This window comes from Variovorax paradoxus (assembly GCF_009755665.1).
GTDB classification, from domain to species: Bacteria; Pseudomonadota; Gammaproteobacteria; order Burkholderiales; family Burkholderiaceae_C; genus Variovorax; species Variovorax paradoxus_G.
Genome location: NZ_CP046622.1, coordinates 1,347,187 through 1,371,458 on the forward strand (window position 1 = coordinate 1,347,187; position 24,272 = coordinate 1,371,458).

The 24,272-nt window shown below is 66.4% G+C and carries 26 protein-coding genes; 5 read left to right on the forward strand and 21 right to left on the reverse strand.

Annotation, left to right across the window (positions count from 1 at the left end; translation table 11 throughout):
• Positions 1–26 precede the first annotated feature (26 nt).
• Together GOQ09_RS06215 and GOQ09_RS06220 are read left to right on the forward strand one after the other, a co-directional pair.
• Positions 27–986 carry a helix-turn-helix domain-containing protein gene (locus GOQ09_RS06215; protein ID WP_157612618.1) on the forward strand — a complete coding sequence of 320 codons (960 nt, stop codon included), beginning with the start codon at positions 27–29 and terminating at the stop codon, positions 984–986.
• 55 nt (positions 987–1,041) lie between these two features.
• Positions 1,042–1,683: a flavin reductase family protein gene (locus GOQ09_RS06220; protein ID WP_157612621.1), complete on the forward strand. Its 642-nt coding sequence runs from the start codon at positions 1,042–1,044 to the stop codon at positions 1,681–1,683.
• Positions 1,684–1,707: 24 nt separating this feature from the next.
• Here GOQ09_RS06220 and GOQ09_RS06225 read toward each other — a convergent pair whose 3' ends face one another.
• The 16 genes from GOQ09_RS06225 to paaG all read right to left on the reverse strand — a co-directional run bounded on the left by GOQ09_RS06225 (position 1,708) and on the right by paaG (position 17,177).
• Complete coding sequence (locus GOQ09_RS06225) at positions 1,708–2,505, reverse strand: CPBP family intramembrane glutamic endopeptidase (protein WP_157612623.1); 798 nt, start codon at positions 2,503–2,505, stop codon at positions 1,708–1,710.
• A complete protein-coding gene (locus tag GOQ09_RS06230; RefSeq protein WP_157612625.1) occupies positions 2,502–3,062 on the reverse strand; it encodes a methyltransferase family protein in 561 nt (186 codons plus the stop codon). Before GOQ09_RS06230 ends, GOQ09_RS06225 begins: the two co-directional genes overlap by 4 nt.
• 30 nt (positions 3,063–3,092) lie before the next feature.
• Positions 3,093–3,851 (reverse strand): SDR family NAD(P)-dependent oxidoreductase, encoded by a 759-nt coding sequence (locus GOQ09_RS06235; RefSeq protein WP_157612627.1) that lies wholly within the window; start codon positions 3,849–3,851, stop codon positions 3,093–3,095.
• Entirely contained in the window at positions 3,851–5,902 is a 2,052-nt protein-coding gene (gene paaZ, locus GOQ09_RS06240) for a phenylacetic acid degradation bifunctional protein PaaZ (RefSeq protein WP_157612629.1), read from the reverse strand. Before paaZ ends, GOQ09_RS06235 begins: the two co-directional genes overlap by 1 nt.
• A 20-nt stretch (positions 5,903–5,922) precedes the next feature.
• On the reverse strand, positions 5,923–6,654 hold the full coding sequence (locus GOQ09_RS06245; protein WP_157612631.1) for an ABC transporter ATP-binding protein: 732 nt from the start codon (positions 6,652–6,654) through the stop codon (positions 5,923–5,925).
• Positions 6,651–8,561, reverse strand: coding sequence for a branched-chain amino acid ABC transporter ATP-binding protein/permease (locus tag GOQ09_RS06250; protein ID WP_157612633.1), 1,911 nt, complete (start codon positions 8,559–8,561; stop codon positions 6,651–6,653). The genes GOQ09_RS06245 and GOQ09_RS06250 overlap by 4 nt, the downstream gene beginning before the upstream one ends.
• Positions 8,558–9,586 carry a branched-chain amino acid ABC transporter permease gene (locus GOQ09_RS06255; protein ID WP_157612635.1) on the reverse strand — a complete coding sequence of 343 codons (1,029 nt, stop codon included), beginning with the start codon at positions 9,584–9,586 and terminating at the stop codon, positions 8,558–8,560. The genes GOQ09_RS06250 and GOQ09_RS06255 overlap by 4 nt, the downstream gene beginning before the upstream one ends.
• A 67-nt stretch (positions 9,587–9,653) precedes the next feature.
• Entirely contained in the window at positions 9,654–10,799 is a 1,146-nt protein-coding gene (locus tag GOQ09_RS06260; RefSeq protein WP_157612637.1) for an ABC transporter substrate-binding protein, read from the reverse strand.
• Between the two features lie 36 nt (positions 10,800–10,835).
• Complete coding sequence (gene paaE / locus GOQ09_RS06265) at positions 10,836–11,930, reverse strand: 1,2-phenylacetyl-CoA epoxidase subunit PaaE (protein ID WP_157612639.1); 1,095 nt, start codon at positions 11,928–11,930, stop codon at positions 10,836–10,838.
• A 7-nt stretch (positions 11,931–11,937) separates the two neighbouring features.
• Positions 11,938–12,465 (reverse strand): 1,2-phenylacetyl-CoA epoxidase subunit PaaD, encoded by a 528-nt coding sequence (gene paaD / locus GOQ09_RS06270; protein ID WP_431769301.1) that lies wholly within the window; start codon positions 12,463–12,465, stop codon positions 11,938–11,940.
• Positions 12,462–13,241, reverse strand: a complete 780-nt coding sequence (paaC, locus tag GOQ09_RS06275; RefSeq protein WP_157612643.1) for a 1,2-phenylacetyl-CoA epoxidase subunit PaaC — start codon at positions 13,239–13,241, stop codon at positions 12,462–12,464. Before paaC ends, paaD begins: the two co-directional genes overlap by 4 nt.
• Before the next feature lie 9 nt (positions 13,242–13,250).
• A complete protein-coding gene (gene paaB, locus GOQ09_RS06280) occupies positions 13,251–13,547 on the reverse strand; it encodes a 1,2-phenylacetyl-CoA epoxidase subunit PaaB (RefSeq protein ID WP_157612645.1) in 297 nt (98 codons plus the stop codon).
• Positions 13,544–14,557, reverse strand: coding sequence for a 1,2-phenylacetyl-CoA epoxidase subunit PaaA (paaA, locus tag GOQ09_RS06285; RefSeq protein WP_157612648.1), 1,014 nt, complete (start codon positions 14,555–14,557; stop codon positions 13,544–13,546). Before paaA ends, paaB begins: the two co-directional genes overlap by 4 nt.
• Positions 14,558–14,596: 39 nt before the next feature.
• Entirely contained in the window at positions 14,597–15,913 is a 1,317-nt protein-coding gene (gene paaK / locus GOQ09_RS06290) for a phenylacetate--CoA ligase PaaK (protein WP_157612650.1), read from the reverse strand.
• A gap of 15 nt (positions 15,914–15,928) precedes the next feature.
• On the reverse strand, positions 15,929–16,372 hold the full coding sequence (gene paaI / locus GOQ09_RS06295) for a hydroxyphenylacetyl-CoA thioesterase PaaI (protein ID WP_157612653.1): 444 nt from the start codon (positions 16,370–16,372) through the stop codon (positions 15,929–15,931).
• Between the two features lies 1 nt (position 16,373).
• Positions 16,374–17,177, reverse strand: a complete 804-nt coding sequence (gene paaG / locus GOQ09_RS06300) for a 2-(1,2-epoxy-1,2-dihydrophenyl)acetyl-CoA isomerase PaaG (RefSeq protein ID WP_157612654.1) — start codon at positions 17,175–17,177, stop codon at positions 16,374–16,376.
• A gap of 152 nt (positions 17,178–17,329) precedes the next feature.
• Here paaG and GOQ09_RS06305 point away from each other — a divergent pair, with 152 nt between their 5' ends.
• Together GOQ09_RS06305 and GOQ09_RS06310 are read left to right on the forward strand one after the other, a co-directional pair.
• A complete protein-coding gene (locus tag GOQ09_RS06305; protein WP_157612656.1) occupies positions 17,330–17,932 on the forward strand; it encodes a phenylacetic acid degradation protein PaaY in 603 nt (200 codons plus the stop codon).
• A 63-nt stretch (positions 17,933–17,995) separates the two neighbouring features.
• Positions 17,996–18,640 (forward strand): TetR/AcrR family transcriptional regulator, encoded by a 645-nt coding sequence (locus GOQ09_RS06310; protein ID WP_157612658.1) that lies wholly within the window; start codon positions 17,996–17,998, stop codon positions 18,638–18,640.
• Here GOQ09_RS06310 and GOQ09_RS06315 read toward each other — a convergent pair.
• Entirely contained in the window at positions 18,622–19,425 is an 804-nt protein-coding gene (locus GOQ09_RS06315; RefSeq protein WP_157612660.1) for an SDR family NAD(P)-dependent oxidoreductase, read from the reverse strand. The two genes, GOQ09_RS06310 and GOQ09_RS06315, sit on opposite strands and share 19 nt — an antisense overlap.
• Positions 19,426–19,568: 143 nt before the next feature.
• On the opposite strand from GOQ09_RS06315, the gene GOQ09_RS06320 reads away from it, so the two are divergent.
• The gene (locus GOQ09_RS06320) at positions 19,569–20,165 is read left to right on the forward strand and encodes a TetR/AcrR family transcriptional regulator (RefSeq protein ID WP_157612662.1); all 597 of its coding nucleotides are present in this window, start codon (positions 19,569–19,571) and stop codon (positions 20,163–20,165) included.
• Here the strand turns inward: GOQ09_RS06320 and GOQ09_RS06325 are convergent.
• Genes GOQ09_RS06325 through GOQ09_RS06340 form a run of 4 tightly spaced genes read right to left on the reverse strand, consistent with a single transcriptional unit; the run spans position 20,149 to position 24,223 of the window.
• On the reverse strand, positions 20,149–21,186 hold the full coding sequence (locus GOQ09_RS06325) for a VWA domain-containing protein (RefSeq protein WP_157612663.1): 1,038 nt from the start codon (positions 21,184–21,186) through the stop codon (positions 20,149–20,151). The two genes, GOQ09_RS06320 and GOQ09_RS06325, sit on opposite strands and share 17 nt — an antisense overlap.
• On the reverse strand, positions 21,183–22,172 hold the full coding sequence (locus GOQ09_RS06330; protein WP_157612664.1) for a DUF58 domain-containing protein: 990 nt from the start codon (positions 22,170–22,172) through the stop codon (positions 21,183–21,185). Before GOQ09_RS06330 ends, GOQ09_RS06325 begins: the two co-directional genes overlap by 4 nt.
• Positions 22,153–23,166 carry an AAA family ATPase gene (locus GOQ09_RS06335; protein ID WP_157612665.1) on the reverse strand — a complete coding sequence of 338 codons (1,014 nt, stop codon included), beginning with the start codon at positions 23,164–23,166 and terminating at the stop codon, positions 22,153–22,155. The genes GOQ09_RS06330 and GOQ09_RS06335 overlap by 20 nt, the downstream gene beginning before the upstream one ends.
• A 55-nt stretch (positions 23,167–23,221) precedes the next feature.
• Positions 23,222–24,223, reverse strand: coding sequence for a S1C family serine protease (locus GOQ09_RS06340; RefSeq protein WP_157612666.1), 1,002 nt, complete (start codon positions 24,221–24,223; stop codon positions 23,222–23,224).
• Positions 24,224–24,272: the final 49 nt, after the last annotated feature.

The following is a 24,272-nucleotide window of genomic DNA, read 5'->3' on the forward strand; positions in this document are numbered from 1 at the left end:
GGCCCTTGCAATCTTTTGTTTTCGCCATGACTGCGTCCCTGCTCCTGTCCACCGACGAAATTCCGCCGCGCGAGCGCGGGCCGCTGTGGTGCGAGTGGGTGTGGCGCCACTTCGGCGGGCTGGGTTCCGACCTGTACGGCGACAGCGATTTCGACGGGCATATCGCGGCTTCGCATGCGGGCGACGTGATCCTCACCCGGCTCGAAGCCAACCGCCACCGCGTGCTGCGCACCCCGCAGATGGCACGCCTGAGCGACGCGCCCTACCTGAAGATCGTCGCGCCCTGGCAAGGCTCGGCCGAGGTCACGCAGCGCGGACGCGCGGCGGCGGTGCGCGCGGGCGGGTGGACGCTCTACGACACCACCCTGGACTACACCGTGGCCAACCCCGAGCGCAGCGACCACCTGATCGTGATGCTGCCGAAGGACCAGGTCGCTTCGCCCGCGCTGCCGCTGGGCGACCTGGTGGCCCGCCGCATCGGCGGCGACAGCGGCATCTCGCGCGTGGCCCTGGAGACCATGCGCAACACCTACCTCGAGCTGCCCTTCATGAGCGAGGCGGCGGCACGTGGCGCGGGCGAACTTCTGATCCAGTTGGTGCGGCTTTCATTGATGGAACTTGCGGGCCAGAACACGCCGCGCACCCAGCGGGAAGCACTGAAGGACCGCATCTTGCGCTACGTGGCGCAGAACCTGCACGACCCGGCGCTGTCGATCGACGGCATGGCACTGGCCCTGCGCTGCAGCAAACGCCTGCTGCACAACGCGTTCGCGGGTGACGACGACACGTTGACGGGCTACATCCTTCACCAGCGCCTAGCGGCCAGCATCCGCGCGCTGCTCGACCCGGCGAACGCGAGCCGCTCCATCACCGACATCGCACTGGCCTCGGGTTTCAGCAATCTCTCGCACTTCAGCCGTGTCTTCCGCGACCACACGGGCGGCAGCCCGAGTGAGTTCAGGCGGCAGGCCACGCGCGCTGAATGACTAGCCGGGTGGGCGGACAAATGCGAAGCGCCGCAAGGCGTGGCATGCTGGCCGCATGACCCCTTCCTCGTCCGACACTTCCAAGGCTTCATCGTCTTCGCACCGCCTGCCGGTTCCCCTGGCCAAGGCCTACCGCCTGATCAACCACGGCCCCACGGTTCTCGTGAGCGCGGCGCACGGCGGCCAGCGCAACATCATGGCCGCGGCCTGGGCCATGCCGCTGGACTTCGACCCGCCGAAGGTGGCGGTGGTGCTCGACAAGAGCACCTGGACCCGCAAGCTGATCGAAGGCGCGGGTACCTTTGCACTGCAGGTGCCCGCGCGCGCCCAGCTCGATTTGACGGAAGCGCTGGGCAACAGCTCGGGCCGCGAGATCGTCGAGCGCGACGGGCGCGACAAGTTCGCGGCCTACGGGCTGCAGACTTTTGCCGGCACCGCCGGTACGGCGCCCCTGCTGGAAGGCTGCGTGGCGTGGCTCGAATGCCGGCTGTTGCCGGAGCCGCACATCCAGCAGCGCTACGACCTGCTCCTGGGCGAGGTGATCGCTGCGCAGGCCGACTCGCGCGTGTTTGCCGATGGGCGCTGGAACTTCACCGGGCATGACGAACTGCGCACGCTGCACCATGTGGCAGGCGGTCACTTCATCGTCGATGGCGACGCGGTGGATGCGCGGCCGCTCGCGCCCGTGAAAACCTAGTTTCTTGAGAGGCGGTGGCCGGGGTCAGGGCGCGGGCCTGCGCGCGATGGGCGCCACCAGCATGTGCCGCAGGGCCAGCGCGCCGCACACCGTTGCCAGCACAATCGCGAGCAGGGCCAGCGCGGCGTCCGCGGCCGAAATCGTTTCGGGCAGGTCATTCAAAAAAACCGTGCCGGTGTTGTAGGCCGCATGCAGCGCGATGCAGGGAATGAGCGAGCGTGTGCGTTCATAGAGCCATCCCAGCACCGTGCCCAATACCAGCCCGACGAGAAACTGGTAAATGTTCATGTGCGCCACCCCGAAGAGCAACGCCGAGCCCAGGATGGCCTGCCAACGGGAATAACGCTGCAAGAACCCGCGCAGCACGATGCCGCGGAACAGCATTTCCTCGAGCAGGGGTGCCATCACGCACACCGCCAGCGTGGCCGCAACGCTGCCGTCGGCCATGCGGCTGAACATTGATTCTTCCCAGGCTGAAAGCGGCGCGACCCACACCAGCAGGTTCATTGCCGTCACCACCACCACCATCAGCCCCGGCACCAGCAGCAGCACTGGCGGCACGATCAGCACCAGTGTGGCCCTGGCGGAGGCCGGGGATTGGTGGAACAGCTCGCGATAGGTGAGCTGCTGAAAGTGCATGACCCCGGCGAATACGCAGCCGTTGCCCAGCACGGCGGCAAGCACGCCAAGCTGCATGTCGTTGAGTCCAAGCCAGCGGTTGGCGTCGCGCAGTGCAACGGCAATGACGAACTCGCAGAGGAACAGCGCCAGGAACAGGAGGGCTGCTTGCGGCCCGCTGGGAAAGCCCTGGCTTGTCTTCACAGCAGAAACGGAATGAAACGCCGCGTGCGGCGCATGTAGTCGCGGTAGGCATCGCCGAAATGCGCGATGCACTCCTTTTCGTCGCTGCGTGCCGTCAGAAACAACAGCACCGTGGCCGCCAGCACCAGCGCAAGGGTGAGCCAGGTGAACTGCTTCAGGAAGGCGCCCCAGGCCAGCAGCATCAGCGCCGTGTACATGGGGTGGCGAATGTAGCGAAAGGCGCCGGTGCTCACGATGGAAGACGTCTTCTCGAAACCATAGAGCGCCGGGTCGTCATTGCGCGCCTCGGTCGGCTTGCCATGGGCCTTGAGCAGCCTTACCGCATGGATCGGAAGCCAGATCGACAGCGCCAGCAACACGCAGGAGAGCAGCTGGGTGAACGACAGCGGGTCGACATGCCACACCGGCAGGTTCACGATGATCAGCACCAGCATGCACTCCCACGCGAAGAAGCGATAGAAGCCGTGCGAGCCCGGCTGGCGCAGCGGCCCGCGCGAAACGTAGAGCAGCGCGGCCGTGCCGGCAATAAAAAGAAAGATCTGGAACCAGAAGAGCATGGCGGCCGAATTTACACGGCCCGCCCGACTTCAGCCAGAGATGGAGAAGCCCCCGTCCACGGGAATGGCCGTGCCGGTCACGTAGTCGGAGGCCTGGCTCGCGAGAAACACCGCCGTGCCGGCAATGTCGGCCGGCTTGCCCCAGCGGCCGGCGGCGGCCCGGGCTACCACCCGGTCGTACAGGCCCGGAATCTGGCTGCGGGCGCCATCGGTCAGCTCGGTTTCGAACCAGCCGGGAAGAATTGCGTTGACCTGGATGTTGTCGGCCGCCCACGAAAGCGCGGTCGACTTGGTGAGCTGAACGATGCCCGCCTTGCTCGCGGCATAGGCCGGGGCATACGGCGCGCCGAAGATCGACATCATCGAGCCGATGTTGATGATCTTGCCGCCGCCTGCCTTCTTCAAATGAGGATGCGCGGCCCGGCTGCACAGGAAGGCGCTGGTCAGGTTGGTGTCCATCACCTTGTGCCACTCGTCCAACGCCAGTTGGTCGACCGGCTTGCGCACCGTGGTGCCGGCGTTGTTGATGAGGATGTCGAGCCTGCCGCAGCGTGCGGCCGCCTCGTCGAAGGCCTTCTGCACCGAGGTTTCATTGGCCACATCGACTTCGAGCGCAAAGCTGTCGCTGCCCAGCGCCTTCAGGGCTTCGACGGCGGCGGCCGATTTCTGGGCGTTGCGGGCGGCAACGATGACGCGGGCGCCGGCTTGCGCAAGGCCCTGGGCCATGCCCAGGCCGATGCCGCCATTGCCGCCGGTGACGAGTGCTGTTTTTCCGGTGAGATCGAACATCAGGTGGATTCTGGTTTCTTGGAGACGAGGGTCAGGATATCGTAGCTCGCGACCAGGTCGCCGTCCTGGTTCGTCACCTCCACGTCCCAGGCCACCACGCCCTGGCCCTGGCCGCTCGCGTCCTTCTTGTTGCGGTCGATCTTGCGCTTGCAGGTAAGGCGCGCGCGAATGGTGTCGCCAATGCCCACCGGCTTGACGAAGCGCAGCGTGTCGAGCCCGTAGTTGGCGAGCACCGGGCCCGGCGCGGGGGATACGAAGAGGCCCGCCGCCGCCGACAGCACGAAGTACCCGTGCGCGATGCGCTTGCCAAAGGGCGACTCCTTCGCCGCCACCTCGTCGAAGTGCATGTAGAAATAGTCGCCCGAGATGCCGCCGAAGGCCACGATGTCGGCCTCGCCGACCGTGCGGCGATGGGTAAGCAATGAGTCGCCGATGCGCAGGTCTTCGAAATGGCGGCGGAAGGGGTGCACCTCGCTCTCGCGCACCGCCGCGCCGCGTACGTGCTCGCCGGTGATCGCGGCCAGCATGGTGGGCGAGCCCTGCACCGCGGCGCGCTGCAGGTAGTGCTTGACTGCGCGCAGCCCGCCGAGCTCTTCGCCGCCGCCCGCGCGGCCGGGGCCGCCGTGCTTGAGTTGCGGCAGCGGAGAGCCGTGGCCGGTCGATTCGGCGGCGGCCTCGCGGTCGAGCACCAGCAGGCGGCCGTGCCATGCGGCAGCGACCGGAATGGCCTTGGCTGCAATGGCCGCATCGCGCGTGACCAGCGTGCCGACGAGGCTGCCGCGGCCGCGCGCGGCCAATGCCAGCGCTTCGTCGATGCCGTCGTAGGGCATCAGCGTGCTGACGGGGCCGAAGGCTTCGACATCGTGCGCGGCGCCATGTTCGAGGGGCTTGCGGCTCAACAGCAGCGTGGGCGCGAAGAACGCGCCTTCGCTCACGCCGTCGCCAACGGGCGAGAAGCCGTCGCGCTCGCCGTAGACCAGTTCGGCGCCCTGCAGCAGCGTGGCCACGCGGTCGGCCACGTCGGACTTTTGCGCATGCGAGGCGAGGGCGCCCATTCGCACCTCGTCGCGCGACGGATCGCCGATGACTGTCTTTGCGAGCCGGGCGCGCAGGCGCTCGGCCAGCGCATCCAGGTGCTGGCGCGGCACGATCGCGCGGCGGATGGCGGTGCACTTCTGGCCGGCCTTGATGGTCATTTCGCGCGCCACTTCTTTCACGAAGAGGTCGAACTCCTCGTCGTCGGGCGTCACGTCGGGCGCGAGGATTGCGCAGTTCAGCGAGTCGGCCTCGGCGTTGAACGGGATCGACTGGCGCACCAGGTTCGGGTGCACGCGCAGCTTGGCAGCGGTCTCGGCCGAGCCGGTGAAGGTGACCACGTCGGCACCCTCGAGCCGGTCGAGCAGGTCGCCCGTGCCGCCGACCACGAGTTGCAGGCTGCCTTCCGGCAGGATGCCCGATGCAACGATGAGCCGCACCAGTGCCTCGGTCAGATAGCTCGTTGCGGTCGCCGGCTTGCCGATGCACGGCATGCCCGCCAGAAAGCTGGGCGCAAACTTTTCGAGCAGGCCCCACACCGGAAAGTTGAACGCATTGATGTGCACCGCCACGCCGCCGCGCGGCACCAGGATGTGCGTGCCCGCGAAACCGCCCTTCTTGCCGAGCGCAAAGGCCGGGCCTTCATGCACAAGGTTGCCGGAGGGCAGCTCGTTGGTGCCGATGCCCGCATAGGCGCTGAGCGTGCCGGCGCCGCCTTCGATGTCGATCCAGCTGTCGGCGCGGGTCGCACCGGTGTGGGCCGAAATGGCGTAGAGCGTTTCCTTGTTTGCGGCGAGGTACTTGGCCAGTGCCTTCAGGCGTTCGGAGCGCCGCTGGAAGTCCAGCGCCATCAGCGCGGGCAGGCCGACTTTGCGTGCGTGGTTCAGCGCCTCGGCGAAGTCGATGGCCTCGGCATGCGTGCTCGCGACGGGCTGGCCGTTGACGGCGCTGCGCAGCTGCTGCGCGCTTTCCTTGCCGATCCAGCGGCCGGCGATGTAGCTTTGAAGGGTGGTCATGTGAGAGTCCTTGAGGCGGGTCAATGTTTGTTGCCGATGCCCAGGTAGGTATCGATGATTCGCTGGTCGTGCAGCAGGTCGCCTGCTTTGCCTTCAAGCGCCACTGCGCCCATCTCGAGCACATAGGCCCGATCGGCCACTTGCAGCGCGGCGCGTGCGTTCTGCTCCACCAGCAGCACCGAGACGCCGTGGCTGCGCAGTTGCGACACCACGCGCAGCACTTCGCGCACCACCAGCGGCGCCAGGCCGAGCGAGGGTTCATCAAGCATCAGCAGACGCGGGCGCGCCATCAGCGCGCGGCCGATGGCGAGCATCTGGCGCTCGCCGCCCGAAAGCGTCGAAGCCAGCTGCGGCTTGCGCTCGCGCAGGCGCGGAAAGATCTCGAACACTTCTTCCATGCGCGCACGCTGGTCGCGCTTGCCCTTGCGCCATTGGTAGAAGCCGCCGAGCAGCAGGTTGTCTTCGACCGACATGTCGCCGAACAGCTCGCGCCGCTCGGGCACCAGCGCCACGCCGCGCGCCACCATGGTCTCGACACCCGGGCGCGCAATGCGTTCGCCATGCAGCGAGAGGCTTCCGGTGGAAGGAAGCAGCCCCATGGCCGCACACAGCAGCGTGGTCTTGCCGGCGCCGTTGGGCCCGATGACGGTGACGATCTCGCCTTCGTTCACATGCAGGCGCACGCTGTGCACCGCCTCCACGGTGCGGTAGGCAACGCAGAAACCGTCGAGCTGAAGGAGCGGATGGCTCATCGTGCATCCTCCAGCAGCTGGTCGTCGGCGCCGCCGAGGTACGCCTCGAGCACGCGCGGGTTGGCTTGCACTTCGGCCGGCGTGCCGGTTGCGATGACCGTGCCGAACTCCAGCACGGTGATGCGGTCGGCAAGGTTCATCACAAATTCCATGTCATGTTCCACCACGAGGATGCCCAGGCCTTCGGCGCGCAGCTGGCTCAGCAGCACGGAAAGCGCGCGCTTCTCCAGATGGCGCAGCCCGGCGGCGGGTTCGTCGAGCAGCAGAACCGAGGGCTGGCCGGCCAGCGCGCGCGCAATCTCGACCACGCGCTGCTGGCCGAGCGAGAGCGATGCGGCGGGCGTATCGGCATGCGCGCCAAGGCCGCAGCGCTCGATCTGACAGCGGGCTTCGGCCGTCAGCGCGGCTTCTTCCGCGCGGTCCAGCCGAAGCATGGCGGCGAGCCAGCCGCGCCTGGCACGCAGGTGCGCGCCCAGCGCCACGTTCTCGACCACGCTGCGTTGCCCGAGCAGGCGCACATGCTGGAAGGTGCGGCCCAGGCCGAGCGCGGCAAACACGCGCGAGGGCTTGGCGGCCATCGGCTGGCCGGCGAGCCGCACTTCGCCCGAGCTCGGATCGTCGACGCCCGAGATCATGTTGAAGAAGGTGCTCTTGCCCGCGCCGTTCGGCCCGATCAGCGCGTGGATCTCGCCAGCTTTCAGCGTCATCGAGATGTCGTTGTTGGCCACGAGGCCGCCGAAGCGCTTGCTGACGTTGGTGGCCTGCAGCATGACCTCGCCCTTCGCGGGCAGGTTGCGCTGTGCCAGTTGCACCGCAGTCGCCGAGGGCTGCGAAGCATTGATTTCAGCACCGGCATGCGGGCGTACCCAGCGCCTCGCAATGCGCGCCAGCGTCGGCCACAGGCCATCCGCAAAGCGCTGCAGCACAAAGAGCATGAGCAGGCCGAACACGATCACCTCGAAGTTCCCGCTGCTGCCGAGCAGAGAGGGCAGCACGTCCTGCAGCTTTTCCTTCAGCAGCGTGATGAGCGCAGCGCCCAGAACCGCGCCCCACAGGTGTCCCGCACCGCCGACCACTGCCATGAACAGCAGCTCGATGCCGATGTTCAGGTTGAAAGGCGTGGGGTTGACGAAGCGCTGCAGGTGCGCATAGAGCCAGCCCGATACGGCCGCCAGAAGGGCCGCAAGCACGAAGAGCTTCACGCGGTGGCGGGCGGTGTCCACGCCCATCGACTCGGCCATGAGCCGGCCGCCCTTGAGCGCACGAATGGCGCGGCCTTCGCGTGAATCGAGCAGGTTGTGCATGGCCCAGAGCGCGAGCAGCAACACCGCCCAGATCACCACGCCGAGCGCGCGCGGCGTGGCCAGCGAGAAGCCGGCAATCACCAGCGGCGGCACGCCGGTGATGCCTGTTTGCCCGCCGAGGAAATCCATGTTGCCGAACAGGTAGTACAGGCTCAGGCCCCAGGCAATGGTGCACAGCGGCAGGTAGTGCCCCTGCAGCTTGAGCGTGACCGCGCCGAGCGCCCATGCCAGCGCGAAAGTCAGCAGCAGGCCCAGCAGCAGGCCGGCCCATGGCAACAGGGCGGGACCGAAGACGTTTCCCATCCAGGCCGCCGCCGTAGGCGAAGTGCAGATCCACGCAGTCGCGTATGAGCCCACGCCCACGAACGCGGCCTGACCGAATGATGTCATGCCACCCACGCCCGTCAGCATGACCAGCCCGACCGCAACCAGCGCATAGAGCCCGATGTTGCTGAGCACCGAGACCGTGAACTCCGGAAGGAAGCCCCAGGCCGCTGCAAGCAGCACGACAAAGCCGAGCGTGAGCTGCCGCGGCGTGACCAGCGCGCGGCCGGTGGACGGCGGCGCGGCGCCGGCGGTGTTGTTGGCGGAGGTGTCGTTCATTCCTCGTCCTCCACATGATGGCTGTGCAGCGAACGCCACCACAGCACCGGAATGATCAGCGTGAAGACCAGAACCTCCTTGAACGGGCTGGCCCAGAACGAAGCGAAGGCTTCGAGCTGCCCGACCAGCAATGCACCGGCCAGCGCCAGCGGATAGCTCGCGAGCCCACCCACGATGGCCGCGACAAAGCCCTTGAGGCCGATCAGGAAGCCGGTGTCGTAATACACCGTTGTGAGGGGCGCAATCAGCAGGCCCGAAATTGCGCCGATGAGCGCCGCGAGCGCAAAGCTCAAGTCACCCGAGAGCTCGGTCGGAATGCCCGACAGGCGAGCGCCCACGCGGTTGATGGCGGTGGCGCGCAGCGCCTTACCGATCATCGAGCGGCCGAAGAAAAGGAACATTGCAATCACCAGCAGCAGCGTGACGCCCACCACCACCAGCGACTGTCCGCTGACGGGAATGCCGCCCAGGTCGAAGCGCGCTTCGGAAAACGGCGCGGTGCGATAGCCCTCGGCGCCGAAGAAGAGCAGGCCCAGCCCCACCAGCACGCCGTGCAGCGCGACCGAGACGATCAGCAGCATCAGCACGCTGGCATCGGCCAATGGCCGGTAGGCAAGGCGATAGAGCAGCGGTCCCAATGGCGTAATCAACACCAGCGTGGTGACGGCTTGAGCCGCCATCGAGGTGGGCTTGAGCAGCAATACCAGTGCGGCGGCGGCCATCGGCAACACGACGCACCACGCAACTGCGGAAGCCCAGTCGACGACCGCGCCACGCCTCCAGCGCCAGAACTCGACCACCAGCACCATGGCCGCGAGCGCAATCAGCAGCCACAGCGTGGCCGGCACCCGCCCCGTTTGCAGCATTGCCATCGACAGCGCCCCGAAGGCGACGAACTCGCCCTGGGGAATGAAGATGACGCGCGTGACCGAGAACACCAGCACAAGAGCGAGCGCCATCAATCCATAGACGGCACCGTTCACGATGCCGTCCTGCCCCAGAAGCAGGGCGATCTGCAGATCCATACGAAAACTTTCGATCGGGCTCGGCCCGCTTGTCAACGAGTCAGGTCAGGCCGGATCGGCCGCAGGATCAGGGCTGGTATTTCCAGGCGCCGTTTTCGATCTTGACCATGACGCGGGCACGCTGGTCCAGGCCCAGGTGGTCGTTAGCGGTCATGTTGAATACGCCGTGAGCGCCTGCCACGTCCTTTACCTGTTCGAGCGCATCGCGCAGCGCGGCGCGGAATTCGGGCGTGCCCGGCTGCGCCTTTTTCAGGGCAACGGGAACGGCCGACGTCATCAGCAGGCCTGCGTCCCATGCATGCGCGCCGAAGGTCGACACCGTGTTCTTGCCGTTCGCGCCCTCGTAGGCAGTCACGTAGGCCATGGCCGATTTCTTCACCGGATGGCTGGCCGGCAGTTGCTCGGCCACCAGCACCGGGCCTGCAGGCAGGAAGGTGCCTTCCACGTCCTTGCCACCGACGCGCAGAAAGTCGGCGTTGGCGACGCCGTGCGTCTGGTACATCTTGCCGGTGTAGCCGCGCTCTTTGAGCGTTTTTTGCGGCAGCGCGGCCGGCGTGCCCGAACCCGCGACCAGCACCGCGTCGGCCTTGGCCGCCATGATCTTCAGGGCTTGGCCGGTCACGGAAGTGTCGGTGCGCGCATAGCGCTCGTTGGCCACGATCTTGAGCTTCTTCAGCTCGGCCGCCTTCGCGAACTCTTGCGACCAGCCTTCGCCGTACGCGTCGGAAAAGCCGATGAACGCCACCGTCTTCACGCCGCTGGTGGCCATGTGCTCGGCAATGGCCAGCGACATCATGATGTCGTTCTGTGGGGTCTTGAAGACCCACTGCTTCTTGGCATCCATCGGCTCGACGATGCGGGCCGAGGCGGCGATGGAAATCATCGGCGTCTTGGCTTCGCTCACCACGTCGATCATTGCGAGCGAGTTGGGCGTGGTGGTGGAGCCCAGCACGATATCGACCTTGTTCTCGGCGATGAGCTTGCGCGTGTTGGCGACGGCGGCCGTGGTGTCGGAGGCGTCGTCCAGCACGATGTAGTTGATCTTCTGGCCGCCGATGGTCTTGGGCATCAGCGCGATGGTGTTCTTCTCGGGAATGCCGAGCGAGGCGGCCGGGCCGGTGGCCGAGAGCGTCACGCCGACGTTCACATCGGCCCATGCCACGGCGGCTGTGGCGCACAGCGCGGCAATCACCAGGGGCTTGAAGAATTTCATTTTGGTTTGTCTCCGGGTTGAAAAATCGTTGTTGTGTCAGCGCTCGTCGAACGACAGGGTGACGCGTTCGGTGAGGGGGTGCGCCTGGCAGGTCAGCACGAATCCTGCCGCCACTTCATTCTTGTCGAGCGCAAAATTTCTTTCCATGCGGACTTCCCCCTCCACCAGCTTGGCGCGGCAGGTGCCGCACACGCCGGAGGTGCATGAGAAGGGCACTTCGAGGCCCGCTGCCGAGGCCGCATCGAGAATGCTCGGCTGGCCTTCGGTAAAGGCGATTTCGCGCTGCAGGCCGTCCCGCACGATGGTGATGCGCGCCTGCTTGGCATCGCCGGGCAAGGCCTCATGCACCACCGCGCCCACCTGGCCCGCCGACGTGGCGGAGGGCAGCGCAACACCAAAGCGCTCGATGTGGATTCGCTCCTCGGGCACGCCCGCGGCGAGCAGCGCCGCCTCGGCCTCGTCGTTCATCTGGAACGGCCCGCAAACGTAGACATGGCCGATGCCCTTGGCGGGAACTACTGTCTGCAGAAACTCGCCGATCTTTTCGCGGTTCATCACGCCGTGGCCCAGCGGCGAATCGGTGTGCTCGTCGGAGAACACATGGTGCAGCACGAGCCGAGTCATATAGCGGTTCTTCAGGTCCTCGATTTCTTCCTTGAACATCGTGGATTGCAGCTGCCGGTTGCCGTAGATCAGGGTGAAGCGGCTCAAGGGCTCGCGCGCCAGCACGGTCTTCATGATGGAGAGAATCGGCGTGATGCCGCTGCCGCCCGCAATGCCGACATGGTGGCGCGCGGCGCCGGGTTCGATGGGCACGAAGAAGCGGCCCTGCGGCGCCATCACCTGCACGGTGTCGCCGGGCTGCAGATGCGCGTTGATCCAGTTGGAGAAAACGCCGCCGCGCACCTTGCGCACGCCGACGCGCAGCTCGCCGTCGTCGAGCCCGGCGCAGATCGAATACGAGCGGCGCAGGTCCTGCCCGTCGATGTCGCGGCGCAGCGTGAGGTATTGGCCCTGGGTGAAGCCGAAGGTTTCCCGCAGGTCGGCCGGTACCTCGAACGAGACGATGACGGCCTCGGCCGTGTCGGGCTCGATGGCCTTCACGCGCAGCGGGTGGAAGAGGGTGCTCATCGCTTTGTCAGATCGGCTTGAAATGTTCGAAGGGTTCGCGGCAGGCCATGCAGCGGTAGAGCGCCTTGCAAGCGGTGGAGCCGAAGGCGGAGAGGCGTTCGGTGCGTTCGCTCGCGCAGCGTGGGCAGGCGATGCGTTCGCCGCCGGCCATGCGACCGAAGAGGCGGATGGGCATTGCGGTATTGGCTGCTGCCTCCGGCGTGAGATGCGCAGGCGGCGCGATGCCGTAGGCCTTGAGCTTGGCGCGGCCTTCGTCGCTGATCCAGTCGCTGCTCCATGCCGGCGCTCGGCGCAGCGTGGCGCGTGCGTGGCCAAGGCCTGCCTGTTCGATGGCTGCGAGCACGTCGTGCTCGATCGCTTCGGTGGCGGGGCAGCCGGAGTAGGTGGGCGTGAGCACGATCTCCAGTCCATCGTCATGCTCGATCACCTCGCGCACGATGCCAAGGTCGCAGACCGACACGGCCGGTACTTCGGGGTCAAGCACCGTGTGCAGCACGGCCCACGCCGCATCGACGCGCGATGCGACGGCGTTCACCACACGCCTCCCGGATAAGAGCGCTGCAGGTGCTGCATCTCGGCCAGGATGTAGCCCATGTGCTCGCTGTGCACGCCCTGCTTGCCGGTGCTGCGAAAGGCGGCTTCCTGCGGCATTGCGAGGCCGGCGGCATCGAGCACCTGCTGCATCTCGGAGAGCCACGGCTCGCGCAATTCACTCCACGCCGGGCCAAGGCCGCTGGCACTGGCTGCTTCGTCGACCGCGTCGCTTTCGAACAGCTCGGGCATGTAGAGCCAGAGCTGTTTCAAGGCGCGCTCGGTGCGGCGGCGCGATTCCTCGGTGCCGTCGCCGAGCCGAACCACCCAGTCGCCCGAATGCTGTTGGTGATAGCGTGCCTCCTTCACGGCTTTGCCGGCGATGGCGGCCACCTCGGCATCGCTCGAAGCGGCAAGGCGTTGCCAAAGCAGCTTGAGCAGCGTGGCGACCATGGTGTTGCGCACCACGGCAAAGGCGAAGTCGCCGCGCGGCAGTTCGACCAGCGTGAGATTGAAGTAGTCGCGTTCGTCGCGCAGGTAGGCAAGCTGGTCTTCGTCGTGTTCTCGGCCTTGTCCTTCGAGCTTGCCGGCATGCGTGAGCAGCGCGCGGGCCTGGCCGACCAGGTCGAGCGCGATGTTGGCCATGGCAATGTCCTCTTCCAGCACGGGCGCATGACCGCACCATTCGCCGAGGCGTTGCGCGAGCACCAGGCAGGTGTCGCCGATGCGCAGCAGGTATTGCACCGTGGGGGTGCGGTTCAGTTCTATGGATGCTTGCATCGCGGCCGCCTACATGTGGTCCACGGATTTCGGCAGCGCATAGAAGGTGGGATGCCGATACACCTTGTCCTCCGCCGGGTCGAAGAACATGTCCTTGTCCCCGGGGTCGCTCGCCACGATCTGGTCCGAGCGCACCACCCAGATGCTGCTGCCTTCCTGCCGGCGCGTGTACACGTCGCGGGCCATCTGTATCGCCATCTTCGGATCGGCCGCGTGCAGGCTGCCGCAATGCTTGTGGTCGAGGCCGGCCTTGCTGCGCACAAACACTTCCCAAAGGGGCCACTCTTGTTTCTGTTCGGCGCTCATGCGGCCTCCTTCATCGGTTGCTTGTTGGCGTGGGCCATGGCGGCTTCGCGCACCCAGGCGCCTTCTTCCCAGGCATCGACGCGGGCCTGCAGGCGCTCGCGGTTGCAGGGGCCGTCGCCGCCCACCACGCGCCAGAATTCGCTCCAGTCGATCTTTCCGAAGTCGTGCGCCTGGCGCTCTTCGTTCCACTTCAGGTCGGGGTCGGGCAGGGTCACGCCGAGAATGCGCGCCTGCTCCACGGCGGCGTCGATGAACTTCTGGCGCAGCTCGTCGTTGCTGAAGCGCTTGATTCCCCAGCGCATCGACTGCGCCGAGTTGGGCGACTGGTCGTCCGGTGGGCCGAACATCATGATGGAGGGCCACCACCAGCGGTTGACCGCGTCCTGCACCATCGCCTTTTGCGCCTCCGTGCCATGCGTCATCATGGTCAGCAGGGCTTCGTAGCCCTGGCGCTGGTGAAAGCTCTCCTCGCGGCAGATGCGCACCATGGCGCGTGCATAAGGCGCATACGAGCAGCGGCAGATCGGCACCTGGTTCATGATGGCCGCGCCGTCGACCAGCCAGCCGATGGTGCCCATGTCGGCCCAGGTGAGCGTGGGGTAGTTGAAGATCGAGCTGTACTTGGCCTTGCCGCTGTGCAGCGCATCGAACATCTGGTCGCGCGAGGTGCCCAGCGTTTCGGCGGCGGCGTACAGGTAGAGGCCGTGGCCGCCTTCGTCCTGCACCTTGGCCAGCAGGATCGCCTTGCGCTTGAGGGTGGGCGCGCGGCCGATCCAGTTGCCTTCGGGCAGCATTCCGACGATTTCGGAGTGCGCGTGCTGGCTGATCTGGCGCACCAGCGTCTTGCGGTAGTGCTCGGGCATCCAGTCTTTTGCCTCGATGAAGTCGCCGGCATCGATATGGGCGTCGAAGCGTTCCTCGAGCCGCATCTCGTCGGCGGAGCGCACGGCCTTTTTCTTGCCGTCGTCGCCCGCGTCTTTGCCCATGGTGTCCATTGCCTGGGTGTACATGTGCGTGTCCTTTGCAAAGAGGTTTGAAACGGCGCGCGTTCAGCGCGGCCGTGTGTCGATCACGCGGCGAGCCTTGCCCGTCTGCGTGCGTTCGATGGAATCGGGGTCGAACACGCGCACCGTGGTCGAAATGCCGACCAGGGTCTTCACGCGGTCCTGCACCCAGCCTGCGATGGCCTTGCGTTCGGCCTCGTCAATGGCGGCGTTGCGGTGGTCGAGCTCGCAATGCACCTCGACCTCGTCGAGCAGGCCTTCGCGGCGCACATGCACTTGGTAGAGGCCGGAGAGGCGCTCGTGTGCCAGCACGACTTCTTCGACCTGCGTGGGAAACACGTTCACGCCGCGGATGATCATCATGTCGTCGCTGCGCCCGACGATCTTGCCCATGCGGCGGAACGACCGCGAGGTGGGCGGCAGCAGGCGCGTGAGGTCGCGTGTGCGATAGCGCACGATGGGCATGGCCTCTTTGCTGAGCGAGGTGAAGACCAGTTCGCCTTCTTCGCCGTCGGCCTTGAGCTCGCCGGTGTCGGGGTCGATGATCTCGGGGTAGAAGTGGTCTTCCCAGATCACCGGGCCGTCTTTGCTCTCGACGCATTCGCTGGCCACGCCGGGGCCCATCACTTCGGAAAGGCCGTAGATGTCGACCGCGTCCAGCCCGGCCTTGCCCTCGATGTCGCGGCGCATGGCCTCGGTCCAGGGCTCGGCGCCGAAGATGCCGATCTTGAGCGAACTGTTTTTCGCATCGAGGCCCTGGCGCTCGAACTGCTCGATGATCACCTGCATGTAGCTGGGCGTGACCATGATGATGTCGGGCTTGAAGTCCTGGATCAACTGCACCTGCTTTTCGGTTTGCCCACCGGACATGGGGATGACGGTGCAGCCCGCGCGCTCGGCGCCGTAGTGGGCGCCCAGGCCGCCGGTGAAGAGGCCGTAGCCGTAGGACACATGCACCATGTCGCCCGGCCGGCCGCCCGCGGCGCGGATCGAGCGTGCGACGAGGTCGGCCCAGGTGTCGATGTCTTTCAGCGTGTAGCCCACCACGGTCGGCTTGCCGGTGGTGCCCGACGAGGCATGGATGCGCGCTACCTGCGCGCGCGGCACCGCAAACATGCCGAAGGGATAGTTGTCGCGCAGGTCGCTCTTTACGGTGAACGGAAACTTCGACAGGTCGGCGAGGGACTTCAGATCATCCGGATGCACGCCCTTGGCATCGAAGACCTTGCGGTAGTGCGGCACGTTGTCATACGCGCGTTGCAGCGTGGCGCGCAGGCGGCTGAGCTGCAGGGCGGCAATTTCATCGCGGCTGGCGGTTTCGATGGGCTCGAGCTCGCCGGGAGCGGGGTGTCTGGCTGTCATGGTGCTTGTGTCTCCTCAGGCTGCAACGGCGGGGCGGCCCTTGGCGGTGTATGAACGTCCGCGAAAAATGGCGACGCGCTCGCCACGCTGGTTGGTGATTTCGGTGTCGTAGACGCCGGTGCGCCCAGCCTTCGAAACCTCGAAGCAGCGCGCGGTGAGCACATCGCCTTCGTGTGCCGGTGCGATGAAGTCGATCGAAAAGCCCGAGGCCACCGTAAGCTCGTTGTACGAGTTGCAGGCGAAGGCAAAGGTGGAATCGGCCAGCGTGGCCATGAAGCCGCCGTGACAGATGGCATGGCCGTTGAGCATGTCTTGGCGCACCTGCATCTGCAGGGTCGCTTGGCCGGGGGCGACTTCGACGATGCGCATGCCGAGAGCCTTGGTGGCGTTGTCGTTCGCGAACATGCCGTCGCGGACGTATTCGGCTGTTTGTTGGGGGGTGCGGGTGGTGTCGGTCATCTCAGCGATCCTTGAACACCGGTGCACGCTTGGCACGAAAAGCGTCCACGCCTTCGCGGTAGTCGGCGGCGTTGCCTAGCTCGCGCTGGATGCGTGCTTCTTCGGCGAGCGCAGTGTCCAGGTCCATGTTCTGCGCCGAAGCCATGGCTTGCCGCGTCGCGACCAGGGCGCGGGTGGGCATTGCGGCGAGTTTCGATGCGAGTGAGGCCGTTGTGTCGGCCAGTGCCGCGTCGTCCACGCACTGCCATATCAGCCCGATGCGCGCGGCTTCCTCGGCAGGGAGCTTGTCGCCCAGCATCGCGATGCCGAGCGCCCGCGCCGAGCCCACGAGCCGGGGCAGCAACCACGTGCCGCCCGTGTCGGGCACGAGGCCGATCTTGGTGAAGGCCTGGATGAAGCTCGCCGAGCGCGCGGCCACTACCAGGTCGCAGCACAGCGCAAGGTTGGCGCCCGCTCCGGCGGCCACGCCGTTGACGGCTGCGATCACCGGCACCGGCATCGAGCGCAGGCGCTCGACCAGCGGGGCGTAATAAGTGGAGATGACGTGGCCCAGGTCCTTGGGAGCGGCGCCAGGCGTCGGGTCGGGTGCGACCGAGGGATCGGCCAGGTCCTGCCCGGCGCAGAACGCACGGCCGGCGCCCGTGAGCACCACGCAGCGCACGCTGTCGTCCTGGGCTGCGAGTTCCAGTGCGGCCATCAGCTCGGCATGCATTTCCGTCGTGAAGCTGTTGAGCGCAGCGGGGCGATTGAGGCTCAACGTGCGGACGGCGCCGGCATCACTGGTGAGAACTAAAGGTTCTGGCATGGGCTTGTCTCTCATCCTTGTTTTGGCGAAATCGGCGTGCAAACACTATTGACCGACCGGACGGTAGATTTTAGGATCGACCTTGAATCCGGCACAAGCGGGGTTGATTAAGGGCAAACCCTGAGCCCCTGGAAAAAAAGGAGACCGACCGAATGCCAAGCTATTCCATCGACGGCGTGATACCCGTCGTCGACCCCACGGCCTATGTGCATCCGAGTGCCGTGTTGATCGGTGACGTGATCGTGGGTGCCAACTGCTATGTGGGGCCCTGCGCGAGCCTGCGCGGGGACTTCGGGCGCATCGTGCTGGAGGAGGGCTCCAACGTGCAGGACCATTGCTGCATCCACGGCTTTCCGGACCAGGACACGGTGGTCGAGGTCAACGGCCACATCGGCCACGGCGCAATCCTGCACAGCTGCATCGTGCGGCGTGACGCGCTCGTGGGCATGAACGCGGTGGTGATGGACGAAGCCGAAATCGGCGAGCAGGCGATCGTGGCGGCCTGCGCCTTTGTGCCGGCCGGCATGAAGGTGCCCGCGCGGTCGCTGGTCGCGGGCATTCCCGCCAAGGTGAAGAAGATGCTGAGCGAGGAGGAAATTGCCTGGAAGCTCGAGGGCACGCAGACCTACCAGGCGCTGACGGTTCGCAGCCTGGCCAGCCTGCACGAGGTGGCACCGCTGCGGCAGATGGAGCCCGGCAGGCCGCGGCTACCGGCCTCCGATGTGCGTTCGCTGATTGCGACCCGGCGCGGCTAGCGGCGCGCTTCATGCAAGATCGCGGGTTGCCCGCAACTCCAATCAAGGAAGAAAGAAGACCCGATGCCGCGTGGAAGATCCGCCACCTACGACGACCAGCGCGAGTTCATCCTTGCGCAGGCCGCCCAACTGTTCGCGCGCCGCGGCTATCCCGCCACCTCGATGAACCAGGTGGCCGAAGCCTGCAACCTCTCCAAGGCCACGCTCTATCACTATTACAAGGACAAGAGCAGCCTATTGATCAGCATCGCCGAGACGCACGTGTCGAAGCTCGCGGCGCTGGTGGCCGAGGAAGAAGCGTCGACGCACACCGATGAAGAGCGGCTGCGCCGCTTCATCTACCGCATCGTCGAGGAATACGCCGGCGCGCAGGACGCGCACCGGGTGCTGACCGACGACGTGCGCTTTCTCGAAGAGGAAGACCGCGAGCGCGTGCTCGACAAGGAGCGCGAGGTGGTCGCGGGCTTTGCGCGCGCCGTCTCGGCGCTCCGGCCCGGCGCGCCGAGCGACGACCTCGCCAAGCCGCTGACCATGCTGCTGTTCGGCATGATCAATTGGATGTTCACCTGGATGAAGCCCGGCGGAAAGCTCGACCACGCAGCGATTGCGCCGATCGTGGCCGACTTGTTCCTTGGGGGCATCGGCGCGGTGAAGTCGCCGGACCAGGCGGCGATGCCCGCGCAGGCCGATCAGGCTGTCGCCAGGTAGCGCGCGGCCGGCTTGCTGGTCTGCGAAGCGCCGAACAGCTTGGCGCTCGCATCGGTAAAGCCGGTGAGCAGGGCGGCGTCGTTCACCGACGGCAGCGTGATCGCTTCGCCCAGGTCAAGGCCGGCCAGCGCGGCGTCCACACATTCTTCGGCCTGCATGACCGTGCCCTCGGCCAGCGCCGACACCGGCACGCCTGAAAGCTCCCAGATGTCGGTGGCCGTGGCTGCCGGCAGCACCAGTTGCACCTTCACGCCGGTGCCCGCCACCTCTTCCTGCAGCCCGCGCGTGAACGCGACCACGAAGGCCTTGGTGCCGCTGTAGATGCTGCTGATCGGCAGCGTGTAGAAGCCGAGCACCGAGCCGATGTTCACCAGCGTGCCGCGGTTGCGCGCCTTGAATGCGGTCAGTGCGGCATGGCTCAGGTGAGCGAGGGCATTGATGTTCACGTCGAGCATGCTCTGCAGCTGCGCGCTCGTGGTCAGCGCGACCGGTGCAAGCGTGGAGAGGCCGGCGTTGTTGATCAGCAGCGTGACCGACGGATCGGTGGCAACGGCCTTGGACACGCGCTCCAGGTCGCCGGCGGTGGCCAGGTCGGCTGCGAGCGTTTGCACCTTGACGCCGTACTTGGCGCGCAGCCCGGCCGCGACTTCCTCCAGCAGGTCGGCGCGGCGCGCCACCAGCAGCAGGTCGTGGCCGCGGCGGGCCAGGCGGTCTGCGTAGATCTTGCCGAGGCCGGCGGAGGCGCCGGTGACGACGGCGGTGCCAAGGGTTGCTTGTTCGCTCATTTCGAATCCGTTCAAAAGGTAGGTTGGAAAGCCATTTCTACTGCAAGCATGATGACCATCATGTTTGAGGTGTCGAAGCATGATGGGTATCATGCTTAGCGTCAAGCCATGCCTTGAAGTACCCCGGAACAGAAAGAGGTCACATGCGATACCCCGCAGCGGAAACCGCCGAAAAGCACCAGAAGATCCTTGCCGAGGCCTCGCGCCTCTTCAAGGAGCGCGGCTTCGACGGCGTGAGCGTGAGCGAGATCATGAAAGCCACCGGGCTCACGCACGGGCCGTTCTACAACCACTTCGACTCGAAGGAAGCGCTGATGGCGGAGTGCATCGCCTACTCCGGGGATGCCGCGCTCGCCTATCTGGAGGAGGCCGGCAAGACGCCCGAAGGCATGCGCGCCTATGTGCGGAGCTACCTGAGCCCTGAGCATCGCGACAGCCGCGCCGGTGGTTGCCTCGTGGCGGCGTTTGCCGCGCATGCGGGCCAGCCGGGGAGCGAGCAAGCCATTGGGGCGCCGCTGACCGCCTACTTCAAGGTGCTGATCGACCGGTTCGCCAGCAAGTTTCCGTGGCGGTCGAAGAAGACCGCCCGCGGCGACGCGATTCGCATCCTGGCGTCGATGTACGGCGGCGTGGTGCTGGCCCGCGCCATGGACGACGAGGCCTTGTCCGAGGAAATTTTGCGCGAGGTGCTCGCCGGCCTGCCGGCCACCGCCAGGGCCGGAGCTAAAGAATCCGATTGAACCAGAGCAGCGAGAGACCCGCCGACAGCAGCGTGAGAATGGCCGCGCCCAATGCAAAGAGCGCCGAGACCTCGGTTTCCTTCTTCTCGACCGTGAGCTTGGAACTCAGCGTCTCGTACACCTTCTTCAGGTCGGCGGCGGTGCCCGCATAGAAGTACTCGGCATTGGTCTTGTTGGCCACGGCCTTGAGCGTTTCCTCGTCGAGCCGCACGCGCATCGACCAGCCTTCGAAGCCGATGGTTTCGCCGTCGACCGTGCCCACGCCCACCGTGTAGATGCGCACGCCGCGGTCGGCCGCCGCCTTGGCGGCATCGAGCGGATCGACGCCGGTGGTGCGCTGGCCGTCGGTCAGCATGATGACCGCGGCCGAGGTGTAGGAGCCCGGCGCCACGGGTGTGAACTCCTTGGCCTGCTTTTCGGTCTGGTCGATGGGCGTGCCGCGCTGGCGGCTGGGTGCGCTGAACTGCGAAACGTCGATGCCCGCATCAGGGAACAGCGTGGCAAGCGACACCACGATGGCATTGCCCGTGGCCGTGGCGCGCTGCAGCTGGAAGCTGTCGATCGCGGTGATCAGGTCGTCATGGTTGGTGGTGGGCAACTGCGCCACCTGGGCACTGCCCGCGAATGCCACGATGCCCACCTTCACATGGCGCGGCAGGTCCTTGATGAAGCTCTTGGCGGCTTCCTGCGCGGCAACCAGCCGGTTGGGCAGCACGTCGGCAGCCCGCATGCTGCCGGACACGTCCATCGCGAGGATGATGGTCTGCTGGTTGGAGGGCAGCAGCACCACCGCCATCGGCCGGGCGGCGGCCACCAGCATTGCCGCCATGGCCAGCAGAAAGAGGAACGGCGGAATATGCCGCCTGACGCTCTGGCCGGCGCCCATGGCCTCGCGCACGATCGAGAGGCTGGCATAGCGCACCGCAAGCTTCTTCTTGCGGCGGATCAGCCAGATGTAGAGCAGCACCAGCAGCGGCAAGGCCGCCAGCAACCAGAGGAATTGAGGCCAGAGAAATGTCATGCTGCCACCGCCTTCATGCTGCCCGAGCCGATGCGCGTGCGGCGCTTGCGCATGTCGGCAAAACGTACGATGGCTTCCACCAGGTCGTCGCTGGTCGAAAGCTCAAGTGCATCGACGCCGGCCTTCGCGAGCGAGGCGCGCAGCGTTGCTTCGCGCTCGGCCGCCAGGCGGGCGAAGCGCTTGCGAAAACCGGCATCGTGAGTGTCGACCCATAGCTGCTCGCCGGTTTCGGCATCGCGCAGCGGCACCAGGCCCAGGTCGGGCAGTTCGAGCTCGAGCGGGTCGAACAGGCGCACGGCAATCACTTCATGCCGCTGCACCAACTGGCCGAGCGGGCGCTCCCAGCCGGGCTCGCTCAAGAAGTCGGACACCACGAAAACGGTGGAGCGGCGCGGCATCAGCGTGGCGGCCGACTTCAGCAGGTCGGCCAGGCGCGTCATGCCTTTTTGCGTGGGTGCTTTTTCGATCTTGTCGGCGCGGCGCTCCATGGCGTGCAGCAGGTGCAGCACGTGCCGGCGGCCGCTGCGCGGCGGAATCACCGCCTCGAGGTCGCTCCCGTAGACCAGCGCCCCGACCCGGTTGCCATGGCGCGTGAGCAGGCGCGCGAGCACGCCGACGAAGCCGGCCGAGATCTCGCGCTTGGCCTTCAGGCCGGAACCGAAGTCGACCGAGCGGCTCAGGTCGAGCACGAACCACGCGGACATCTCGCGGTCTTCGGTGAAAACGCGCACATGCGGCGTCTGCAGCCGGGCGGTGACGTTCCAGTCGATGTGGCGCACGTCATCGTGGTGCTGGTATTCGCGCAGGTCGGCCAGGTCGAGCCCGGTGCCGCGCATCAGCGTGCGGTAGTCGCCCTGCAGCAGGCCGTCGAGCCGGCGGATGACGGTCCATTCGAGCCGGCGCAGCGCGCGTTCCGCTCCGCCGGCCTGTGCATTGAGCCGTTCGTCGTTGGCGGCCGCGGGGGCCTTACGCCACCAGCTTTTCATGTTCAAGAGGTTTTGGGGGAGCGGGAACAGCCTTCATGATCTTCTCGATCAGGCCATCGGGTGTGAGGCCTTCGGACAGGCCTTCGTAGGAAAGCGTCACACGGTGGCGCAGCACGTCGGGCACCAGCGCGGTCATGTCTTCAGGCAGCGCGTAACTGCGGCCGCGCAGCAGGGCAAGAGCGCGCGCGCCTTCGGTGAGGCTGATGCTCGCGCGCGGGCTGGCGCCGAAGGTGATGAAGCGGTGCATGTCCTTCAGGCCGTGCTTGTCGGGCGTGCGCGTGGCCGATACGAGCTTTACCGCGTACTGGATGAGCGACGGGTCGACATACACGCGCCGCGCCTCGGCCTGCAGGGCCGCGAGCTGCTCGGTGGTAGCCACCGGGTTGACCTCGACCATCGTGCCGATCACGCGCTGCACGATGACGAACTCTTCCTCGTCGCTCGGGTAGTCGACCAGCACTTTCATCATGAAGCGGTCGACCTGCGCCTCGGGCAGCGGATAGGTGCCCTCGGTCTCGATGGGGTTCTGCGTGGCCATGACGAGGAACGGGCGCGGCACCCTGTGCGTTTCGCCCGCAATGGTGACCTGGCGCTCCTGCATCACTTCGAGCAGCGCACTCTGCACCTTGGCCGGCGCGCGGTTGATTTCATCGGCCAGCAGCAGGTTGGCGAACACCGGGCCGAGCGAGGTGCTGAACTCGCCCGTCTTCTGGTTGTAGATGCGCGTGCCCACCAGGTCGGCCGGCACCAGGTCGGGCGTGAACTGGATGCGCTTGAACTGGCCGCGCACAGTGTCGGCCAGCGTCTTGATGGTGAGGGTTTTCGCAAGACCCGGCACGCCTTCGACCAGCAGGTGGCCGCCCGCGAGCATGGCGACCATCACGCGCTCCAGGAAGCGGTCCTGGCCCACCACGACGCGCTTGACCTCGTAGAGGATCTGCTCCATCAGCTCGGCCGTGGCGGAAGACGTGGAAAACGGGGTCTCGGTGCTCATGCGATGGCCTCTCTGTAATCAATCGAAAAGCAAGGGGCGGTTCTCCGTCAGGCTGCTAGAACGGCGGCGAGCCGGCGGCGGAGGCTGCGTTCTCTATGGGCACGGCAAACCCGATGCCTATGAAAGTGCGCTGCTGCGTGGGATTGAGGATGGCGGTGACGATGCCGAGCACCTCGCCGTCCATGTTGATCAGCGGTCCGCCCGAATTCCCGGGGTTGGCCGCCGCGTCGAACTGGATCAGGTTGCCCAGTTCCTGCTTGCCTTCGGGCGAGCGGAACGAGCGCTTCAGGCCCGACACCACGCCCGCCGAAACCGAAGGACCGATGCCGAATGGAAAGCCGACCGCAGCCACCTGGTCGCCGGATTGCAGGTCGGCCGTCGAGCGCATCACGGCGGGAATCAGGTCGTCGGGAATCTTTTGGGCCTGCAGCACCGCAAGATCGTTCTCGGGCTGTACGCCGGTGATGGTGGCCACGGCTTCGAGGCCGTCGGAGAAGGTGACCTTGATGGTTTCGGCGCCGGCCACGACGTGCAGGTTGGTGAGGATGACGCCCTTGTCGACGATGACTACGCCGGTGCCCACGCCGCGTTCGGTTTCGCCTGGCGGCGGATCGGCTTCAGGCGGCTTGCCCTTGGCAAGATTGCGCCCGCGCTTCTGGGTCTTGGCCTCGGGCGTCGCTTTCTCGGGGCCATAGCCGACCACGCGCACCACCGAAGGCCGCACGATCTCGGCCGCCTTGGCGGCGGGAGAGGGCAGCGTGTTGGTTTGCAGCGTGCGCAGCACAGCCGAGTCGATGTCTTTCTGCGTCAGCGCCCTGGCACCTTGGCGCGGCCACCATGCACTGCCGACCGCGATGGCGCACAGCACCACCAGAAACGCAAAACTCCGGCGGCCGGGCTGCCAGCGCGGCTTGCCTTGCGGTGGAGAAACGGGTGAATCCGGCGGCGCGCCATTGCCTCCGCCTTCGGGCGACGGCTCGGCCTGATCGGCGGCCGCGGAATCGGCCGCCTGAGGCAGCGTGCGGGGCGAACGGCTGTAGAAGGCGGGCCTGCGCATCGAAACACCTCCGGCAAGGGATGACGGGCGAGGGGTTCACAGTAGCACG

What these genes read in the sequence shown, in the direction of transcription:
- GOQ09_RS06215 (WP_157612618.1), top strand. Translation starts at nt 27, where the DNA reads ATGACTGCGTCCCTGCTCCTGTCCACCGACGAAATTCCGCCGCGCGAG.
- GOQ09_RS06220 (WP_157612621.1), top strand. Translation starts at nt 1,042, where the DNA reads ATGACCCCTTCCTCGTCCGACACTTCCAAGGCTTCATCGTCTTCGCAC.
- GOQ09_RS06230 (WP_157612625.1), bottom strand. Translation starts at nt 3,062, where the DNA reads ATGCTCTTCTGGTTCCAGATCTTTCTTTTTATTGCCGGCACGGCCGCG.
- GOQ09_RS06235 (WP_157612627.1), bottom strand. Translation starts at nt 3,851, where the DNA reads ATGTTCGATCTCACCGGAAAAACAGCACTCGTCACCGGCGGCAATGGC.
- paaZ (WP_157612629.1), bottom strand. Translation starts at nt 5,902, where the DNA reads ATGACCACCCTTCAAAGCTACATCGCCGGCCGCTGGATCGGCAAGGAA.
- GOQ09_RS06245 (WP_157612631.1), bottom strand. Translation starts at nt 6,654, where the DNA reads ATGAGCCATCCGCTCCTTCAGCTCGACGGTTTCTGCGTTGCCTACCGC.
- GOQ09_RS06250 (WP_157612633.1), bottom strand. Translation starts at nt 8,561, where the DNA reads ATGAACGACACCTCCGCCAACAACACCGCCGGCGCCGCGCCGCCGTCC.
- GOQ09_RS06255 (WP_157612635.1), bottom strand. Translation starts at nt 9,586, where the DNA reads ATGGATCTGCAGATCGCCCTGCTTCTGGGGCAGGACGGCATCGTGAAC.
- GOQ09_RS06260 (WP_157612637.1), bottom strand. Translation starts at nt 10,799, where the DNA reads ATGAAATTCTTCAAGCCCCTGGTGATTGCCGCGCTGTGCGCCACAGCC.
- paaE (WP_157612639.1), bottom strand. Translation starts at nt 11,930, where the DNA reads ATGAGCACCCTCTTCCACCCGCTGCGCGTGAAGGCCATCGAGCCCGAC.
- paaC (WP_157612643.1), bottom strand. Translation starts at nt 13,241, where the DNA reads ATGCAAGCATCCATAGAACTGAACCGCACCCCCACGGTGCAATACCTG.
- paaB (WP_157612645.1), bottom strand. Translation starts at nt 13,547, where the DNA reads ATGAGCGCCGAACAGAAACAAGAGTGGCCCCTTTGGGAAGTGTTTGTG.
- paaA (WP_157612648.1), bottom strand. Translation starts at nt 14,557, where the DNA reads ATGTACACCCAGGCAATGGACACCATGGGCAAAGACGCGGGCGACGAC.
- paaK (WP_157612650.1), bottom strand. Translation starts at nt 15,913, where the DNA reads ATGACAGCCAGACACCCCGCTCCCGGCGAGCTCGAGCCCATCGAAACC.
- paaI (WP_157612653.1), bottom strand. Translation starts at nt 16,372, where the DNA reads ATGACCGACACCACCCGCACCCCCCAACAAACAGCCGAATACGTCCGC.
- paaG (WP_157612654.1), bottom strand. Translation starts at nt 17,177, where the DNA reads ATGCCAGAACCTTTAGTTCTCACCAGTGATGCCGGCGCCGTCCGCACG.
- GOQ09_RS06305 (WP_157612656.1), top strand. Translation starts at nt 17,330, where the DNA reads ATGCCAAGCTATTCCATCGACGGCGTGATACCCGTCGTCGACCCCACG.
- GOQ09_RS06310 (WP_157612658.1), top strand. Translation starts at nt 17,996, where the DNA reads ATGCCGCGTGGAAGATCCGCCACCTACGACGACCAGCGCGAGTTCATC.
- GOQ09_RS06315 (WP_157612660.1), bottom strand. Translation starts at nt 19,425, where the DNA reads ATGAGCGAACAAGCAACCCTTGGCACCGCCGTCGTCACCGGCGCCTCC.
- GOQ09_RS06320 (WP_157612662.1), top strand. Translation starts at nt 19,569, where the DNA reads ATGCGATACCCCGCAGCGGAAACCGCCGAAAAGCACCAGAAGATCCTT.
- GOQ09_RS06325 (WP_157612663.1), bottom strand. Translation starts at nt 21,186, where the DNA reads ATGACATTTCTCTGGCCTCAATTCCTCTGGTTGCTGGCGGCCTTGCCG.
- GOQ09_RS06330 (WP_157612664.1), bottom strand. Translation starts at nt 22,172, where the DNA reads ATGAAAAGCTGGTGGCGTAAGGCCCCCGCGGCCGCCAACGACGAACGG.
- GOQ09_RS06335 (WP_157612665.1), bottom strand. Translation starts at nt 23,166, where the DNA reads ATGAGCACCGAGACCCCGTTTTCCACGTCTTCCGCCACGGCCGAGCTG.
- GOQ09_RS06340 (WP_157612666.1), bottom strand. Translation starts at nt 24,223, where the DNA reads ATGCGCAGGCCCGCCTTCTACAGCCGTTCGCCCCGCACGCTGCCTCAG.